This window comes from Burkholderia anthina, from assembly GCF_001547525.1.
GTDB classification, from domain to species: domain Bacteria; phylum Pseudomonadota; class Gammaproteobacteria; order Burkholderiales; family Burkholderiaceae; genus Burkholderia; species Burkholderia semiarida.
This window is the reverse complement of the sequence record NZ_LNJP01000004.1, coordinates 558,186-573,464: the sequence shown is the minus strand read 5'-3', so window position 1 is coordinate 573,464 and position 15,279 is coordinate 558,186. Positions and strand designations below refer to the sequence as shown.

General features: G+C 67.1%; 13 protein-coding genes. 7 read left to right on the top strand and 6 right to left on the bottom strand.

What is annotated here, in order from left to right:
• Nucleotides 1-54: 54 nt before the first annotated feature.
• From WS64_RS31685 to WS64_RS31675, 3 genes are read right to left on the bottom strand one after another with little or no spacing between them, the layout of a single operon-like run.
• The gene (locus tag WS64_RS31685) at nucleotides 55-1,317 is read right to left on the bottom strand and encodes a cytochrome c (protein ID WP_060968902.1); all 1,263 of its coding nucleotides are present in this window, start codon (nucleotides 1,315-1,317) and stop codon (nucleotides 55-57) included.
• Entirely contained in the window at nucleotides 1,314-2,012 is a 699-nt protein-coding gene (locus tag WS64_RS31680) for a (2Fe-2S)-binding protein (protein WP_060968901.1), read from the bottom strand. The genes WS64_RS31685 and WS64_RS31680 overlap by 4 nt, the downstream gene beginning before the upstream one ends.
• Nucleotides 2,009-4,885, bottom strand: coding sequence for a xanthine dehydrogenase family protein molybdopterin-binding subunit (locus WS64_RS31675; RefSeq protein WP_060968900.1), 2,877 nt, complete (start codon nucleotides 4,883-4,885; stop codon nucleotides 2,009-2,011). The genes WS64_RS31680 and WS64_RS31675 overlap by 4 nt, the downstream gene beginning before the upstream one ends.
• Before the next feature lie 466 nt (nucleotides 4,886-5,351).
• On the opposite strand from WS64_RS31675, the gene WS64_RS31670 reads away from it, so the two are divergent.
• The 3 genes from WS64_RS31670 to WS64_RS31660 all read left to right on the top strand — a co-directional run bounded on the left by WS64_RS31670 (nucleotide 5,352) and on the right by WS64_RS31660 (nucleotide 8,698).
• Nucleotides 5,352-6,902: a sensor domain-containing diguanylate cyclase gene (locus WS64_RS31670; RefSeq protein ID WP_060968899.1), complete on the top strand. Its 1,551-nt coding sequence runs from the start codon at nucleotides 5,352-5,354 to the stop codon at nucleotides 6,900-6,902.
• A 242-nt stretch (nucleotides 6,903-7,144) separates the two neighbouring features.
• A complete protein-coding gene (locus tag WS64_RS31665; RefSeq protein ID WP_059574372.1) occupies nucleotides 7,145-7,420 on the top strand; it encodes a hypothetical protein in 276 nt (91 codons plus the stop codon).
• A 243-nt stretch (nucleotides 7,421-7,663) separates the two neighbouring features.
• The gene (locus tag WS64_RS31660; RefSeq protein WP_060968898.1) at nucleotides 7,664-8,698 is read left to right on the top strand and encodes a succinylglutamate desuccinylase/aspartoacylase family protein; all 1,035 of its coding nucleotides are present in this window, start codon (nucleotides 7,664-7,666) and stop codon (nucleotides 8,696-8,698) included.
• Nucleotides 8,699-8,759: 61 nt separating this feature from the next.
• On the opposite strand, the gene WS64_RS31655 is transcribed toward WS64_RS31660, so the two are convergent.
• Together WS64_RS31655 and WS64_RS31650 are read right to left on the bottom strand one after the other, a co-directional pair.
• Entirely contained in the window at nucleotides 8,760-9,827 is a 1,068-nt protein-coding gene (locus tag WS64_RS31655) for a zinc ribbon domain-containing protein (protein WP_060968969.1), read from the bottom strand.
• A gap of 454 nt (nucleotides 9,828-10,281) precedes the next feature.
• Entirely contained in the window at nucleotides 10,282-10,893 is a 612-nt protein-coding gene (locus WS64_RS31650) for a C39 family peptidase (RefSeq protein WP_059639496.1), read from the bottom strand.
• Nucleotides 10,894-11,178: 285 nt separating this feature from the next.
• On the opposite strand from WS64_RS31650, the gene WS64_RS31645 reads away from it, so the two are divergent.
• Entirely contained in the window at nucleotides 11,179-12,102 is a 924-nt protein-coding gene (locus WS64_RS31645) for a recombination-associated protein RdgC (protein ID WP_059608908.1), read from the top strand.
• On the opposite strand, the gene WS64_RS34790 is transcribed toward WS64_RS31645, so the two are convergent.
• Nucleotides 12,081-12,290, bottom strand: coding sequence for a hypothetical protein (locus WS64_RS34790; protein ID WP_155720523.1), 210 nt, complete (start codon nucleotides 12,288-12,290; stop codon nucleotides 12,081-12,083). The two genes, WS64_RS31645 and WS64_RS34790, sit on opposite strands and share 22 nt — an antisense overlap.
• A gap of 295 nt (nucleotides 12,291-12,585) precedes the next feature.
• On the opposite strand from WS64_RS34790, the gene WS64_RS31640 reads away from it, so the two are divergent.
• The 3 genes from WS64_RS31640 to WS64_RS31630 all read left to right on the top strand — a co-directional run bounded on the left by WS64_RS31640 (nucleotide 12,586) and on the right by WS64_RS31630 (nucleotide 15,269).
• Nucleotides 12,586-13,146, top strand: coding sequence for a GNAT family N-acetyltransferase (locus WS64_RS31640; protein WP_059574368.1), 561 nt, complete (start codon nucleotides 12,586-12,588; stop codon nucleotides 13,144-13,146).
• A gap of 66 nt (nucleotides 13,147-13,212) precedes the next feature.
• The gene (locus tag WS64_RS31635; protein WP_060968897.1) at nucleotides 13,213-14,166 is read left to right on the top strand and encodes an ABC transporter substrate-binding protein; all 954 of its coding nucleotides are present in this window, start codon (nucleotides 13,213-13,215) and stop codon (nucleotides 14,164-14,166) included.
• A gap of 53 nt (nucleotides 14,167-14,219) precedes the next feature.
• Nucleotides 14,220-15,269, top strand: coding sequence for an LLM class flavin-dependent oxidoreductase (locus tag WS64_RS31630; RefSeq protein ID WP_060968896.1), 1,050 nt, complete (start codon nucleotides 14,220-14,222; stop codon nucleotides 15,267-15,269).
• Nucleotides 15,270-15,279 lie beyond the last annotated feature (10 nt).

Here is a 15,279-nt window from a genome sequence, read left to right as displayed (position 1 = left end):
AACGCGGCCGGCACTCGGCCGTGTCGCGCGCGACGCCCTGTTTCGTCGTCCGATTTATCGCCGCATCGCCTTCACGTCGGCCGGCGTGACGCTCGCGGGCTGGCCGCCCCACGTCGCGCGCAGATAGTTCGCGAGCTGCGCGAGTTCGTCGTCGCTCAGCGTGCGCGCGAAACCCGGCATCGGCTGCAGGTTCTCGAAGCCGGCGAACTTCTGCTCGTCGATGCCGTCGAGCATCGCGACCAGCAGGTTGCGCGGGTCGTCCTGGCGCACCGTCGAGTTGCCGTTCATCGGCACCGCCACGTGCGGCTTGCCTTCGCCGTTGAAGCCGTGACAGCCCGCACAGACCGCGAGATACACCGAGCGGCCGGCGGCAAGCTGCGCAGTATCGGCCGACACCGGCTTCACCGGTTGCGGCGCGGGCGGCGTATCGCCGAGCAGGTACACCGACAGCGCGCGCAAGTCGTCCTTCGTCAGGTACTGCGTGCTCAGGTGCACGACCGGATACATCTCGCCGAATGCCGAGCCTTGCGGCGCGATGCCGACGCCGAAGAACGTCTGCAGGTCGGCGCCCGTCCAGCCGCGCGCGGCGAGGCCGCCCGGCGTGATGTCGGGCGCGGCCACGCGGCCGAGCGCGGCCCCCGCGAACGGCTTCGCCCCGTCGAGCTGGCCCGTGAACGCGCGCGGCGTGTGGCATTCCGCGCAATGGCCGAGCGCGCCCGCGAGATAGCGGCCGCGCCGCCAGTCGGCGGATTGCCCGGCCGACGCATCCGGCAGGCTGTCCTTCAGGAACAGCATGTCCCAGAAGACCATGCCGAAGCGCAGGTTGTACGGGAACTTCAGGTCGTGCGCGCGGTTTTCCTGCGCGACCGGCTTCACCGTCTTCAGGTATGCGTACATCGCATCGGCGTCGGCGCGCGTGAGCTGCCGGTACGACGTGTACGGCATCGACGGATACAGGCGCTTGCCCGGCGCCTTGCCGTCGTGCAGCGCGGCGTAGAAGTCGTCCGCGCTCCAGTTGCCGATTCCGTGTTCCTTGTCGGGCGTGATGTTCGAGCCGTAGAACGTGCCGAACGGAGATTCGAGCGCCGCGCCGCCGGCGAATGGCGCGCCGTCCTTCGCGGTGTGGCACGCTGCGCAGTCGGCAGCCTTGACGAGATAGCGGCCGCGCGCGACCGCATCGGCGCCGGGCGCGCCGGACGCCGCGCTCGACGCCGGCGCGTCGTGGCCGCCGCAGGCGGCGAGCAGCAGCGCGCAGGCCGCGGCGAGCGCGGGCAGGCCCGCGGCCCGCGCGACACGATGAGCGAGAGTGCGTTTCATGCGGCGTCCTTCACGAGTCCCGGCGTCGTCAGCACCACGTCCTTGACGGCTTGGTAGTAGCGGACGTAGCCCGTGCAGCGGCAGAGGTGCGCATCGAGCGCGTCGGTGATCGTGCGTTCCACGTCGGCCTTCGCAACCGGCTCGCGCTTCAGGCGTTCGATCAGCACGGTCGCCGCGTTGACGAAGCCGGGCGTGCAATAGCCGCACTGGAAGCTGAAGTGCTCGAGGAACTTCTGCTGGATCGGCGACAGCTCGACGACCTCGCCCGCCTCGTTGCGCTTCGCGTGGCCTTCGATCGTGCGGATCGAACGGCCATGAAAGAAGTGCGCGCCGGTGATGCAGGTACGCATTTCCTCGCTCGTGCCGTCCGGCTGGTCGACGATCACGACGCACGCGTGGCAGATGCCCTGCCCGCAGCCGAGCCGCGAACCGGTGAGGCCCACGTACTCGTGCAGGAACTCGATCATCATCAGCCCTTCCGGCACCTGCATCGGGCCGACGGCGTTGCCGTTGATCCTGACCGACAGCGGCTTCTGCTGGAACCGAACGAGCGGACGTTCGACGGCAGCCGGTGCCGGTGCAGCCGGCGTGGCGGGAGCGGACGCCGGGGCGGCCGAAGCCGCCGCCGGCACGGAAGCGCCGGTCGCAGCCGCGCTGGCGCTCGCGGCCGAAGCCGCGGTTTGGGCGGTCGTCATGCGAGCACCTCCTGAATCTTTTGCGGGGTCACCGGCAAGTCGGTGAAACGATGGCCGATCGCGTGCGCGATGCCGTTCACGATCGCGCCGACGACGGGGATCATCACCACTTCGGCGACACCCTTCGGCGGATCGGTCTCGGACAGCGGCGGCAGCACGTCGCCCGTTTGCGTCCAGACGGCGACGTCGGACGCGCGCGGCAACCGGTAACGGTTGAAGTTCCACGTGCCGTTGCCGGGGCCGTCCTCGTAGAGCGGCAGGTACTCGTGCAGCGCATGGCCGATGCCCATCGCGAGGCCGCCCTGCAACTGGCCCGACACGAGTTGCGGCGAAATCTGGTTGCCGCATTCCATGATCGAGTGGTGCGTGAGCAGTTCAACCTTGCCGGTCGCTTCGTGCACGGCCAGCTCGACGAGCGTGCCGACCGCCGTGTAGTACGTGACGGCCGCGTTGTTGCGGCTCGTCGGCGGGATGAACACGCGCTTGCGGTCCAGCACGCGGTAGCCGTTCGCGGTCGGCGGCAGCGTGCCACGCAACGCGGTCGCGCCGGCCGGGGCGGCGGTGCCCGGGATCGGGCCGTCGTCGCCCGTCTTCGGCGCGCCGACACGCAGCGACAGCCCGTCGATCGGCAGACGCTCGACCGTGCCGCCCACCTCGAACTCGGCGTCGGTCCACTGCCAGCGGTTGAACACGTGCACGACGGCGCCGGTCGGCAGGCCGAGCGCATGCGCCTGCTTCGCGAGCTGCTCGAACGTCAGCGGCTCGAGGCCGTCGGCGGTCAGCTTGCCGTCGACCCAGCGCGCATCCTCGATGCGGATCGTGTACGGCGCGGCCTGGCCGCCGCCGAGGCCGCGCGTCCAGATCGACATCGCGGCCGGCCACAGCCCGTAGCGGAACACGGCGCGCGCGGCTTCGCGCGTGCTGTGCGTGAAGTAGTACGCCGAGTTCGTCGCGCTCGACGGCGATGCATAGCCCGGCGACCAGCGCGGGTTCGCGCTCAGCCGATCCTGGTCGGCCTGCGACATCAGATACGGATCGCCGCTCGTCTCGATCGGCAGGTCCGGCCATTCGGTCAGCGCCACGCGGACGTCGGTCGCCGGGCGGCCGAGCCATTTCGCGACCGCGACGGCCTGTGACGTCGACATCCCCGTGCCGATCTCGGCCGCCGTATGCTGCAGCGACACCTTGCCGTGCTCGTCGAATTCGACTTTCGCGAACGACGCTTCCGCGCCCGTGCCGAAATCCTTCTGCACGCACGCGAAGCCGACGCCGTAGCGCTTGCCCGGATGCGCGGCCTCGAACTCGGCCTTGCGCGCGGCACGGCGCGTCCACAGCGGATGCTGCTTCGCCCGTTCGAGCACTTCGTCGACGCGCAGCGCGCCGGCGGGAATCGCGCCCTGCGTGTTCTTCATCCCCGAACGCAGCGCGTTGCGCAGCCGGAAGTCGATCGGGTCGATGTTCAGTTGCGCGGCGATCTCGTCGATCGCCATCTCGGTCGCGGCCATGCTCTGCAGCGTGCCGTAGCCGCGTGCGGAACCGGCGTCGATCGCGCGCGACGCGATCGCGACGGCCGCGAGATCGCTCTTCGGGAAGTAGTAGATCGATTGCGCGGCCGTGGCGCCGACCATCGCCACCGACGGCGAGAAGTTCGAGCGCCCGCCGCCGTTCGCCTCGAAATCGCCCTTGAACGACTGCAGCAGGCCCGTGTTGCGGTCGACCGCGATCCGGTAATGCATCTTGAACGCGTGACGCTTCAACGAGGTCTGGAACTGCTCGTAGCGGTCGTTCGCGAAACGCACCGGGCGGCCGTCCGCGTACAGCGCGCAGACGAGGCCGTAGAACGGCACGTTGAAGTGATCCTTCGAGCCGTAGCCGACCGTGTAGCACGGATGCACGAACAGCTTCTTCACCGGGAAGCGGCATTTCGCGACCATCGCGGCCGCGTTCTCCGACACCTCGAGCGGCGACTGGGTCGGCACGACGAGGTGCAGCGATTGCGTTGCAGCGTCGTACCAGCAGTTCGCGTTGTCCGGTTCGAGTGCGGCCGTATCGACCGACTGCGTGTTGTATTCGCGGTCGAACACGAGCCACTCGGCGGGCGGATGATCGAGTTCGGCACCGATCTGCCCGGCGAGGAACATGCCCTGCTCGTCCAGCTTGCCGTGCGCCTTGCCGTCCGGCCAGACCGGCAGGTGCTTGCGCATCATGCTCGGGAAGATCGGCGCGTCCTTCAGGCTCGAATAGACGTCGTCGTCATAGGCTGTCTTGCCGCCCACGCGCACATAGCGGAAGGTGCCCCACGGATCGCGTTCGAGCGGGCCCGTGACCGCGCCGTAGCGAATCACGTCGTCGCGAAACTTCAGCGCGTTCTTCGCGAAGCGGAAGCGCGCGAAGTCGTGATAGATCAGGATCGCGACCGCATGGCCGAGATACGCGGGCGTCTTGCCGGCCGGCAACAGCATGTCGTCGCCGTAGAACGCCGGGAATGCGACGCCGTCGCGCGCGAGATCGTCGGCCGTGACCACGCGGTCCGGTTTCAGCTCATCGCCGAGCAGCGACAGGTCGAAGCCCTCGTACGTGCGGTCGGCCTGCGTGACGCGCAGGATCAGCGCGTGCGACTGCTGGTGCGGCCAGTGCGGCATGTCGGCGGCGCGCACGTCGCGGGCAAACACTTTCGAGCCCGTGACCTTCGCGATTCCGTCGATGCGGAATTGGGGGATGCCGGTGACGCTATCCCATTTGACGGGGGTGAGGAGTTTTTCTTCGAAGAGCGCCGCGAACGCGCGGCTGCCGATGGGCGCGACATACACCGCGACGCCCGCCAGCACGCTGGCTTTCAGAAAACCCCGCCGTGACAGGCCGTGGTTTTTCATTTGGGGGGAACCTCCTGAGGCGGCTCGGACGGCGATCGGGTGTCGCGGCGTTCGGAGCGGCGCGCATTCTGGCATTGTTTTTGATATATCGCCTATAGTATTTCCCGCATGAAATACTTATTGAATTTCTTATAACGGGTTTCAGCCGGCCGCGCCGGGCAATCGCGGGGGCGATTCGCATGCCGTTTGCGTGCGGCTCGATACCGTTGTGCCGGCCTCGCCAGTTTCCGCGTGGCAGCCGCACATCGTTCCGTTCGCAACGATGCCGCCTCCGCGCCGCCGAATCCGCGGGCCGTTCGCAACCGGGGTTGACGACTCGTGCTCGCAGCGATGCGCCGGGGCTGCCCGCTGCCCCGCACTGCCGGTTTTTCATGGTAATGTCGTGCGCATCCGGCTAGGCCGGGCCTCCGCCACGTGCCGTGCGGGCGCCGCCAGCCATCGAGACATCGTGTCGAGGTCGACAACCATGGCAGTCAGGGCATCTCTCCTGAACTCCGTTCTCGCCACTCCCCCCTCCGGTAACCACCGCGTGACGGCCGCGCTGCGTCCGTCGATGCTCGTGACGCTGTTCGAGGACGTGCGCCCGATGGCGCTGTCCGGGCTCGCGAGCGGCTTCGTCGCGGCCGTTGCGCTGATCCGGCTGCAGCAGCTGTGGTGCCTCGCGTGGCTCGTCGTCGACGTCGGCCTGCTCATTGCGCGCCTGTCGATCGTACGGGCCTACACGGTGCGGCGCGACGCCGGCGACGATCGCACCGAATACTGGGCGAGTCGCTATGCGCCGGTGTCGCTCGTCGCGTGCTTCGTGCTCGGCCTCGGCGTGATGGGCTGCGTACAGGCCGCCGACGTCGAGCTCGGCACGCTGTCCGTGATGGTCGCGGGCGGCGTGTTCGGCGGGATCGCATCGCGCAATTCGGCGCTGCCGCGGCTCGCGATGACGCAGGTCGTGCTCGGCGTGCTGCCGATCGGCGTCGGCGCGCTGCTGGCCCCTCGGCCGGGCGCGTGGCTGCTGGTGCCGCCGATCGCGATCTATCTCGCGGCGATGCGCACGGTCGTGCAGCGCCACTACCGCGTGCTCGTCGCGCTGATCGCCGCGCGCCAGCGCAACGCCGAACTCGTCGCGCGCTTCGACGCCGCCCTCACCTACATGCCGCACGGCCTGTGCATGATCGACGGCGACAGCCGCGTGATCGTCGTGAACCGGCGCACCGCGCAACTGTTCGGCTCGGCGCGCGAGGTCATGCTCGATACGCCGCTGCCGGCCGTCGTCGCCGCGCTCGGCGCGAACGCGGCCACCGATCCCGCCGGCGCCGGCCTCGCCGCGCAATGTGCCGCGTGGCTGAGCCGCGCCGAGCCCGTGCCGCTCGACATCGCGCTCGCTGACGGGCGCCAGCTCGAACTGACGCGCCACCGCGTACCGGACGGCAACGCGGTGATCATCGTCGAGGACGTCACCGCGCGCCGCCAGACCGAACAGCACATCCGCCACCTCGCGCGGCACGACGCGCTGACGGGGTTGCCGAATCGCCATGAACTGCATGCGGAGCTCAAGCGGCTGCTCGCGCGCCGGCCGCGGCTGCCGAGCCCCGCGTTCGCCGTCATGTATCTCGACCTCGACGGCTTCAAGTCGATCAACGACCGCTTCGGCCACCAGGCCGGCGACGAAGTGCTCACGCAGGTCGCCGAGCGGCTCGGCAAGACGTTGCCGCGCGGCGAGCTCGCGGCGCGCATCGGCGGCGACGAGTTCGTCGTCGCGATCGACGACACGACGATGGACGCGTGCTCGATCCTCGCCGCGCGGATCATCCGGCAGATTTCGGCGCCGTACGTGCTGTCGATCGGCGAGACCGTCTGCATCGGCATCAGCATCGGCATCGCGCTCGACGACGGGCACGGCTCGCCCGACGAGCTGATCCGGCAGGCCGACAGCGCGCTGTACGACGCGAAGTCGGCCGGCAAGGGCATCTACTGCTTCTATTCGAGCGGCAGCCGCCGCGTGGCGCCGGTTGCCGCAAGCTGAGCCGATCGCGCGCCGCGCCGCGCATTCCTTTTTCCTACCCGCCGCATCTTCCCGACGATTCAATTCCGAAACGCTTTGCGGCGCCGCGCGTTCGCATGTCACGTGACGTGTTCCGTAACATCGCCGTCCGGCACGCAGCACGATGACGGCAGAAGCCCGCACGATCGAGGCCGGGAGCGGCGTTTCGCGACTGGCACCCTTATTGCTCCTTGATACGGAAAGAACGTTTCAGGGAGCCCAACATGAATACCGTCGACGTCCTCGCACGAACCGAAATCATCGACGAACAGGCGGTGATCGACGGCGCATCGCTGATCCGCCGGCTCGTGTCCGACCGCCGGATGCCGGCCGCATACGAAGCCGCATGCGTCGACAATCCGCCGCTTACGCTGTACGGCGCGTTTCGCCAGGGCATCGCCGATTACGCCGCGCGGCGCGCGAATCCGTATCGCGCCGGCAGCCGTTTCTGGGCGCTGTGGGAAGAAGGACGTCTCGAAGCTGAAACATCCGGCCGGTAAGCCGGTTGCACGCGCCGGCCCTGTCGCGACAAGGGCCCGGCGCGACATCCGGCGCAAGAACCGGCCGGCTGGCGCGCCGGCATGCGTTCATCGCTGCAACATCGCGCGCGGTCGCGCGTATCGGCACCGCAACGCACGACAACGCGCCCGTCCGCCGTCACGCGCACCCGGTTGAGCCCGCCCGCCGCGCGTTGCCGCTTTCCCCTATAAGATGGCAAATTCCGTTCATCGAACGATACCGCCATGACCGCCTCTTCCTCTTCCCGAAATCCCATTCACTGCGAAATCGATCTCGACGCGCAAGGCAAGCACGCGGGCTACCTGCGGCTGCCGCACTCCGTGCACCGCTCCGCGTACGGCTGGCTGCCGATCCCGATCGCGTCGATCCGCAACGGCGACGGCCCGGTCGCGCTCGTGATGGCCGGCAACCACGGCGACGAGTACGAAGGCCAGATCATCGTGTCGCAACTGATGCGCGAGATCGAGCCGGAGATGGTCAGCGGCCAGTTGATCCTGCTGCCGATGGCCAATTTCCCGGCGGCGGATGCGGGCCTGCGCGTGTCGCCGCTCGACGAGGGCAACCTGAACCGCAGCTTCCCCGGCGATCCGACCGGCACGCCGACGCAGATGATCGCCCACTACATCGAACACGCGCTGCTGTCGCGCGCGCAGTATCTGGTCGATCTGCATTCGGGCGGCAGCTCGCTGCTGTACCAGGGTGGCAACATGCTCGCGATCGATCCGCTCGACGCGGACGAAGCCGAGAAGCTCAACGGGCTGCTGGTCGCGTTCGGGTTGCAGAATGCGCTGCTGCACGCGCCGAATCCCGTGCATTCGGCGTCGGCCGCGCGTCGGCAAGGCGCGATCTCGATCGTGACCGAACTCGGCGGCGCCGGCATGGCCGATCCGTCGCTGATCCGGCTCGGCCGCCACGGGCTGCTGCATTACCTCGGCTATATCGGGCTGCTGCACGGCGCGCTCGTGCCCGACGCACCGCCCGCCGTCACGCGCTTCATGCGCGTCGACGGCGATCGTCATTTCGTCTATGCGTACGAGCGCGGGCTGTATGAGCCGCTCGTCGAACTCGGCGACCAGGTGAAGGCCGGGCAGCCGGCCGCGTGGGTGCATTTCCCCGATACGCCGTTGCGGGAACCGGTGCTGCACCGGTTCAACGGCGACGGCGAAGTGGTGTGCAAGCGCGTGCCTGCGCAGGTGCGGCGCGGGGATTGCCTGTTTCAGTTGGCGGAGCTGTCGACGCCGCCGCGTGTCATCCGGTGATGAACCCGACCGACGCGTTCACGACCGTCGTACGCCGATGCCGGTACGTACACTCGGGCCGTCAGTCGGATGACACCGGCGACGCGCTTCCCTGCGCAACGCCGCATTGATGGCAATGCGGGAAGAAGAAGAAATTCCGGCCGCCGCATTCGCAGACATTGAAAAGCCTCAATCCGCAATGCACGCAAAACGTGGAGTCGTCGCCGCCGAGATTCCACTGTTTGTCGCATGACGGGCAACGCTTTTTCTCGAGCGACCGAACGGCTTTTTCGTATCCGATCGTACGCGCGCGTTCGCCCTGATCCTGCTGCAATTCGAGCCGCTTGCGTTCGGCATAGCGCTGAAAGGCCTTCATCATGTAAAGACCGGCGAATACCGTGAGCACGATGCCGACCAGGACCCGGACATAGCCGCCGAAATTCGGCAAGTACGGAACCAGTTCAATGAAAAACGCACTCAACGCAAACAGGCCGAAACCGTACACGAACGGCCAATAACGCGCCTTGCGGTAGCGGATGAACAGCCAGGTCGCGACCAGCAGGATCGGTAACGTCAGCGCGAGCCGCAGCCCGAACACCTGCATCTCGTAGCGCCGGGTCGCCTGGTCGAAGCGCCGTTCGGCTGCTGCGTCCGCTTCGGCGATTTGCGTGTCGACTTGCGTCAGTTGCGATGCCAATGCCCGTTGCTGATCACCGACCGCATCGATCTGATGCTGCCAGTTGACCACGCCTGCCTGGAGCGTATCCAGCTTGCGCGTCCTCGCCACAATGTCCGGGTCCGTCGCACCGTCTCCCGTCACCGCGCGGGTGGCCAGCCAGTTGCGGAAACTTTCCTTCTCGGCCGCGTACTCCTTCGCGGCGCGGCCGCGCGCCACTTCCATCGTGTCGACCTTCTCGGCAAGCGCGTCGCGCTGCGCCTGCAGTTGACGTCGCGCCGCGTCCAGCCGCGCTTTTACCGGCGCATCGGCGAATTGCTCGACGACCGGCGGCCCGCCGCTCGGCGCGAACGCCATGTCGCGGATCACGAGGCTGCCGAGCATGTTCAGAAAGACCGCGAAAACGATCGCAATCGCCCAGGAGGCGAGCCGCAGGAGCCGCGCCGGGCTGGTCAGGCCGTCGCCGGAAGTCATCATTGTTTTTACCCTCTTGTTGGAATGGTTTCCATTGTCGTCAATCTTGATGCAACCGTCGATCGTCTCTATTTCGATGGCGGATAGTCACCTCGACATTTGCGGAGAAACGTGCGGGTTTAGCTCGATGAGGTCTCGGGCTAGCCTGATAGTCGGCACAACGCCGCAACCCGGACAAACGCTATTGTCGGTCTGCTCGCCACAACATGGACAAAACCACTACCCCACGTCGGACCGCGACGGTAGAACGGATGTTACGCCGGTGCCGAGTGCTTCGCACTGCATTCGAACGGAGCGGATAAAGAGTGCGCCCGTCAATGCACATTGAAGTTCTCCTCCCGCGACTATGACCCGTTCAGCGGAGCAACAGAGGCAATGCATTGGCTCGGTAGACTCCGGTTAATGTAGTGGCAACGTTAATACGTTCTACGCGAGCTGAGCGCCTTTTTCGCGTTTATGGCGCAATCAAAATCCCCCTGTTTGCGAAATAACGATCGAATGTACCGCGCTGCATCGCTACGTTCTCCTGCGTGTCAGGTTCAAAGCCTGACGGATTGTGGAAAATCCACTCGTCGGTCGCGGGATTGACGCCAAGCACCAGGACAAGGTGCCCGCCACGAGAGGGAGGCTCAAAACCGGCATGCCGGATGCCAGGATGAACGGACGCCATGAACATATATCCGTCACGCAAACTGCGCTCGACCGTGGACGATTCCATATGCTCGACGACACGACCTTCAATCTGAAAGCGTTCGCGGATCCAGTTTACGAATGGACGGTAGAGCAGGCGCTTTCCTTTGTCGCCCATCTCTGGTTGATAAACACCGAAGGTTACGGCGTCGCGCACGAGTTCCAACAGCGGGACCACTCGCGCGGTGCGATGCGCCAGCAACATCTTCAGGCACGCGATGCCGCAAATATGTGGGCTCCATTGCGCATATTCGTCCGGGCTGCTGGCACCAGAGTTACGCCAGAGCGGATCTTCCTCGGCGCGCAGTTCGCGCGATAGAAATCGTGAGATCAGGGCCCTGGATTCCCATTGGGAAAAATACGGTACATCAATCATTTGTCATCCCATGAACAAAAGTGCAACACCTACGGCCGCCACTGCGCCAAAAGCAAGTTGCTCGCGAAGCTTGCCTTCGTTGTAGAGAATGGCCGAGACGCCCAACAACAACGGAACACGGAGCGCAGCCAAATGCAACGGGCAGGATCGTCGGAGCGAGGCCATGGCCGTCTGCATTCGTTGATTGTGCGGAATTGTCGACGATCTGAATCAGGGTGTCGAACAGCTCTTCCTGCCCACCCGCCATCCGCGTCAGCTAGAATGACGCGCTTTGCCCGTCCTCCCATGTGGTTCAAGAACCTTCAGCTTCATCGTCTTCCGGCCCCTTGGGCCGTCACGCCCGACCAGATGGAAAAATGGCTGGCGCCTCACGCGTTCCAGCCCGGCAGCAGCGTCGAAATGCAGCGCGTCGGATGGGCGTCGCCGCGTGACGACGGCGCGCTCGTCTATTCGATCAACCGGCAGATGCTGCTGGTGTTTCGCGCCGAAAAGAAGCTGCTCCCGGCGTCGGTCGTCAATCAGGTCACCAAGGCGCGTGCGCTCGAGGTCGAGGAGCAGCAGGGCTTCAAGGTAGGCCGCAAACAACTGCGCGAACTCAAGGAGCAGGTGACCGACGAACTGCTGCCGCGCGCGTTCAGCATTCGCCGCGATACCCGCGTGTGGATCGACACGGCGAACGGCTGGCTCGTCATCGATGCGGCGGCACAAGCGCTTGCCGACGACGTTCGCAGCCTGCTCGTCAAGTCGATCGATCAACTGCCACTCGCCGGCGTTCAGGTGGCGCGTTCGCCTGTCGCCGCGATGACGGACTGGCTCCTGTCCGGGGAGGCGCCGGGCGGATTCACCGTCGACCAGGACGCCGAGTTGCGTTCGACCGGCGAAGGCGGCGCCACGGTGCGATACGTCGGCCACGCGCTGGAAGCGAGCGACATGCGCCGGCACATCGAAGCAGGCAAACAGTGCATGCGCCTCGCGATGACCTGGGATGATCGAATCTCGTTCGTGCTGACACCGTCGCTGACGATCAAGCGTGTCACGCCGCTCGACGTGATCAAGGAGGCGGCGGATCCCACCGCGCAGAATGACGACGAGCGCTTCGACTCGGACTTCACGCTGATGACGGGTGAACTGGCGCGGATGCTGACCGGTCTCGTCGATATTCTGGGTGGCGAACAGCACGACGCGATTCAGCAGGCGGCAGCGGCCTGAACGCCGTCGTTGTCGAGAATCGTCGCCCACGACGGCGGGGATTCGCGATGACGCGACCATTCGAGGAGGTCCGTCGCCACGCTGGCGGCGGGCCGCGACCGGCCGCTCGCGACCCTGACGAGCCAGCCGCGAATCGGCATGGCCCGTCGGCCATCGAAATGACAGTGCTCCCAATCCTCGGCGATCATCTACGTCGTACACACCTCGAACGGGCACCGCCCCCACCACGCCCGTTCGTCGACCCCACTCCCCCTGCAAGCCTTCTTCCACCGCCCGCGAAATCCTTATCGAAATTGCTTCGTTCGCCTTTCCCGGCCGCGCCGCTAACGTGTTCAAAACGGCGGCGGCGCGCCGAATGCCTCGCACGCAGCACGACAGCCGCCGCCATCACGACAACCGCGTCGCGATAACGGAACAGACCGGACGGGCCGCGTGCCCGCACCCCGCCGGGAACATCCGCATCGCGCGCCATTCGCGATGCCCATGGCCACGAACGACCGCATCATCGACACGACGCCGCTCGACGTCCGCGCGCAGCCGCTGATCGACGCGCTGATCGACGAATATTCGACCCGTTACGACGCGTACCGCCCGGACAGCCGAGCGTCGGCCCGCGACGAACTCGCGCGCTACCCGGCCGAATTGTTCGCGCCGCCCGAAGGCGCGTTCGTGCTCTTGCTGCGCGACGGCGAGACGATCGGCGGCGGCGCGTTCAAGCGCTACGACGCGCAAACCGCCGAACTGAAACGCATCTGGACGCGCACCGACCTGCGCCGCCAGGGCCTCGCGCGGCGCATCGTCGAAGCGCTCGAACTGCGCGCCGTGCAACAGGGCTATCGCCGCCTCTACCTGACCACCGGCTTTCGCCAGCCCGAAGCGTGGGCGCTGTACGACCGCACCGGCTATACGCGGCTGTTCGATTCGTCGATCGATCCCGAAGCGTATTTCCACCTGCGCTTCGGCAAGGATCTCGTCGATCCGTCGCGCACGTCGACGCTCACCGACTTGTGGGCGCCCGTGCCCGAAGCGGCGCTACCGCGCTGAGCGCACGGCGTCCCGCATTTCACCTCGCCCATTCCGCCTTCCACGCTTCCACGACAGGACGCTTTCATGCATCGAGCCGTATCGCTTTCCTCCCGTGCCGCGCGCACGCTGGCCGCCGCGCTGATCGGCCTGACAGCCTTCGCCGCCGCCACGGCCGCCGCCACCGCGACGTTCGACCTGAGCCCCGAGCAGCGCGGCCGGCCGCGTGGCACAGCCGATGCGGCAGTCGAGCGCGCGGTGCCCGCGTCGTTCAAGTTCGCCGAGCCCGGCACGCTGACGATCGGCATCGCACCGAGCCTGCCGCCGATCAGCTCGTATGCGACCGACGCGCGCACGGTGGTCGGCTTCGACGCCGATATTGGCCAGCTCGTGTCCGACAGCCTCGGCCGCAAGCTGAAGATCGTCGCGCTCGCATGGGCCGACTGGCCGCTGGCGCTCGAATCGGGGAAAGTCGACGCGGTGATCTCGAACGTGACCGTCACCGAGGAGCGCAAGCAGAAGTTCGATTTCTCGACCTACCGCAAGGATCAGGTCGGCTTCTACGTGCGCAACGACAGCAAGATCCAGGCGATCCGCGAGCCGAAGGACGTCGCCGGGCTGCGCATCGTGACCGATGCGGGCACCAACCAGGAAAAGATCCTGCTCGCGTGGGACCGCGAGAACGTCGCGCACGGGCTGAAACCGGTGCAGATCCAGTACTACGACGACCAGGCGATGCGCATCGTCGCCGTGCAGTCGGGCCGCGCCGACGCGGTGTTCAGCGTGAACTCGGTGCTCGCGTATCAAAGCGCGCAGCAAGGCAAGACGCGGCTCGTCGGTGCGATCAGCGGCGGCTGGCCGCGCACGGCCGACATCGCGATCGCGACGCGCCGCGGCAGCGGCCTCGCCGATCCACTGACCGTCGCGCTGAACGGGCTCATCAAAAGCGGCCGCTACCAGCAGGTGCTCGATCGCTGGAACCTCGCATCCGAAGCGATCGACCAGTCGCGCACGAATCCGCCCGGGCTGCCGAAGAGCTGAGCGCCGCGCGCCCGCAACCGTCCATCCACGCTCACGCAGGAACGTCGCTCACCATGTCTTATTCGCTTTCGCTGCTGGACAAGAGTCCGATTGCCGACGGCGCGACCGCCGCCGATGCGCTGCGCTTCACCACGGCGCTCGCGCAACGCGCGGAACAGCTCGGCTACGCGCGCTTCTGGGTCGCCGAGCATCACGGCACGCCGGGTTTCGCCAGCTCGGCGCCGGAGATCGTCGTCGCGCACCTGCTCGCGCACACCTCGCGCATCCGTATCGGCTCCGGCGGCGTGATGCTGCAGCACTACAGCCCGTTCAAGGTGGCCGAGACATTCAAGCTGCTGGCCGCACTCGCGCCGGGCCGCGTCGATCTCGGCATCGGCAAGGCGCCCGGCGGGCTGCCGCTGACCACGCGCGCGCTGCAGTGGTTCCACGACAAGGCGCGCAAGCCCGATTTCGCGGGGCAGCTCGCGGAGCTCGACGCGTTCCTCGGCTGGGGCGTGGCCGAAGATCATCCGCTCGCCGGCGCGGTGGCGATGCCGGCGCCGCCGCAGTTGCCCGAACGCATCCTGCTCGGCGGCTCGCCGGACAGCGGCGCGCTCGCCGCGCGCAACGGCTGGCGCTTCTGCTACGCAGGCCATTTCAACGGCGACGACGCGAATCTCGAACGCTCGCTCGACGCGTACCGCGGCGCGGGCGGCGAGAAGCCGCTCGTCGCGCTGTACGCGGTCGCCGCGCCGACGCGCGACGAGGCCGAGCAACTGATCGGGCCGCTGAAGATTTTCAAGCTGCAGTTCGCGGGCGGCCAGAGCTTCAACCTCGCCAGTGCACAGGCGGCCGCGGAATTCGCGCGGCAAAGCGGCGCGTCCGACTACCGGATCGACGAGTTGCGCCCGACGGTACTCGCCGATACGCCCGAGCGCATCCACCGCGCACTCGACGCATTGAGCCGGCGGCTCGACGTCGATGCGTTCGTGATCGATTCGCCGGTCACCGACTACGCGGCGCGGCTCGCGTCGGTCGAATGGCTGGGCGGCGCGCTGTCCACCACCCCGTTGCAGGCGGCCCTCACGGCCGACCGCTCCCTCTCCCCCGACCAGAACGCATGACGCTCCCATC

Excerpts from the sequence above, each read along its gene's own strand:
- WS64_RS31685 (WP_060968902.1), bottom strand. The coding sequence starts at position 1,317 with ATGAAACGCACTCTCGCTCATCGTGTCGCGCGGGCCGCGGGCCTGCCC.
- WS64_RS31680 (WP_060968901.1), bottom strand. The coding sequence starts at position 2,012 with ATGACGACCGCCCAAACCGCGGCTTCGGCCGCGAGCGCCAGCGCGGCT.
- WS64_RS31675 (WP_060968900.1), bottom strand. The coding sequence starts at position 4,885 with ATGAAAAACCACGGCCTGTCACGGCGGGGTTTTCTGAAAGCCAGCGTG.
- WS64_RS31670 (WP_060968899.1), top strand. The coding sequence starts at position 5,352 with ATGGCAGTCAGGGCATCTCTCCTGAACTCCGTTCTCGCCACTCCCCCC.
- WS64_RS31665 (WP_059574372.1), top strand. The coding sequence starts at position 7,145 with ATGAATACCGTCGACGTCCTCGCACGAACCGAAATCATCGACGAACAG.
- WS64_RS31660 (WP_060968898.1), top strand. The coding sequence starts at position 7,664 with ATGACCGCCTCTTCCTCTTCCCGAAATCCCATTCACTGCGAAATCGAT.
- WS64_RS31655 (WP_060968969.1), bottom strand. The coding sequence starts at position 9,827 with ATGACTTCCGGCGACGGCCTGACCAGCCCGGCGCGGCTCCTGCGGCTC.
- WS64_RS31650 (WP_059639496.1), bottom strand. The coding sequence starts at position 10,893 with ATGATTGATGTACCGTATTTTTCCCAATGGGAATCCAGGGCCCTGATC.
- WS64_RS31645 (WP_059608908.1), top strand. The coding sequence starts at position 11,179 with ATGTGGTTCAAGAACCTTCAGCTTCATCGTCTTCCGGCCCCTTGGGCC.
- WS64_RS34790 (WP_155720523.1), bottom strand. The coding sequence starts at position 12,290 with ATGATCGCCGAGGATTGGGAGCACTGTCATTTCGATGGCCGACGGGCC.
- WS64_RS31640 (WP_059574368.1), top strand. The coding sequence starts at position 12,586 with ATGGCCACGAACGACCGCATCATCGACACGACGCCGCTCGACGTCCGC.
- WS64_RS31635 (WP_060968897.1), top strand. The coding sequence starts at position 13,213 with ATGCATCGAGCCGTATCGCTTTCCTCCCGTGCCGCGCGCACGCTGGCC.
- WS64_RS31630 (WP_060968896.1), top strand. The coding sequence starts at position 14,220 with ATGTCTTATTCGCTTTCGCTGCTGGACAAGAGTCCGATTGCCGACGGC.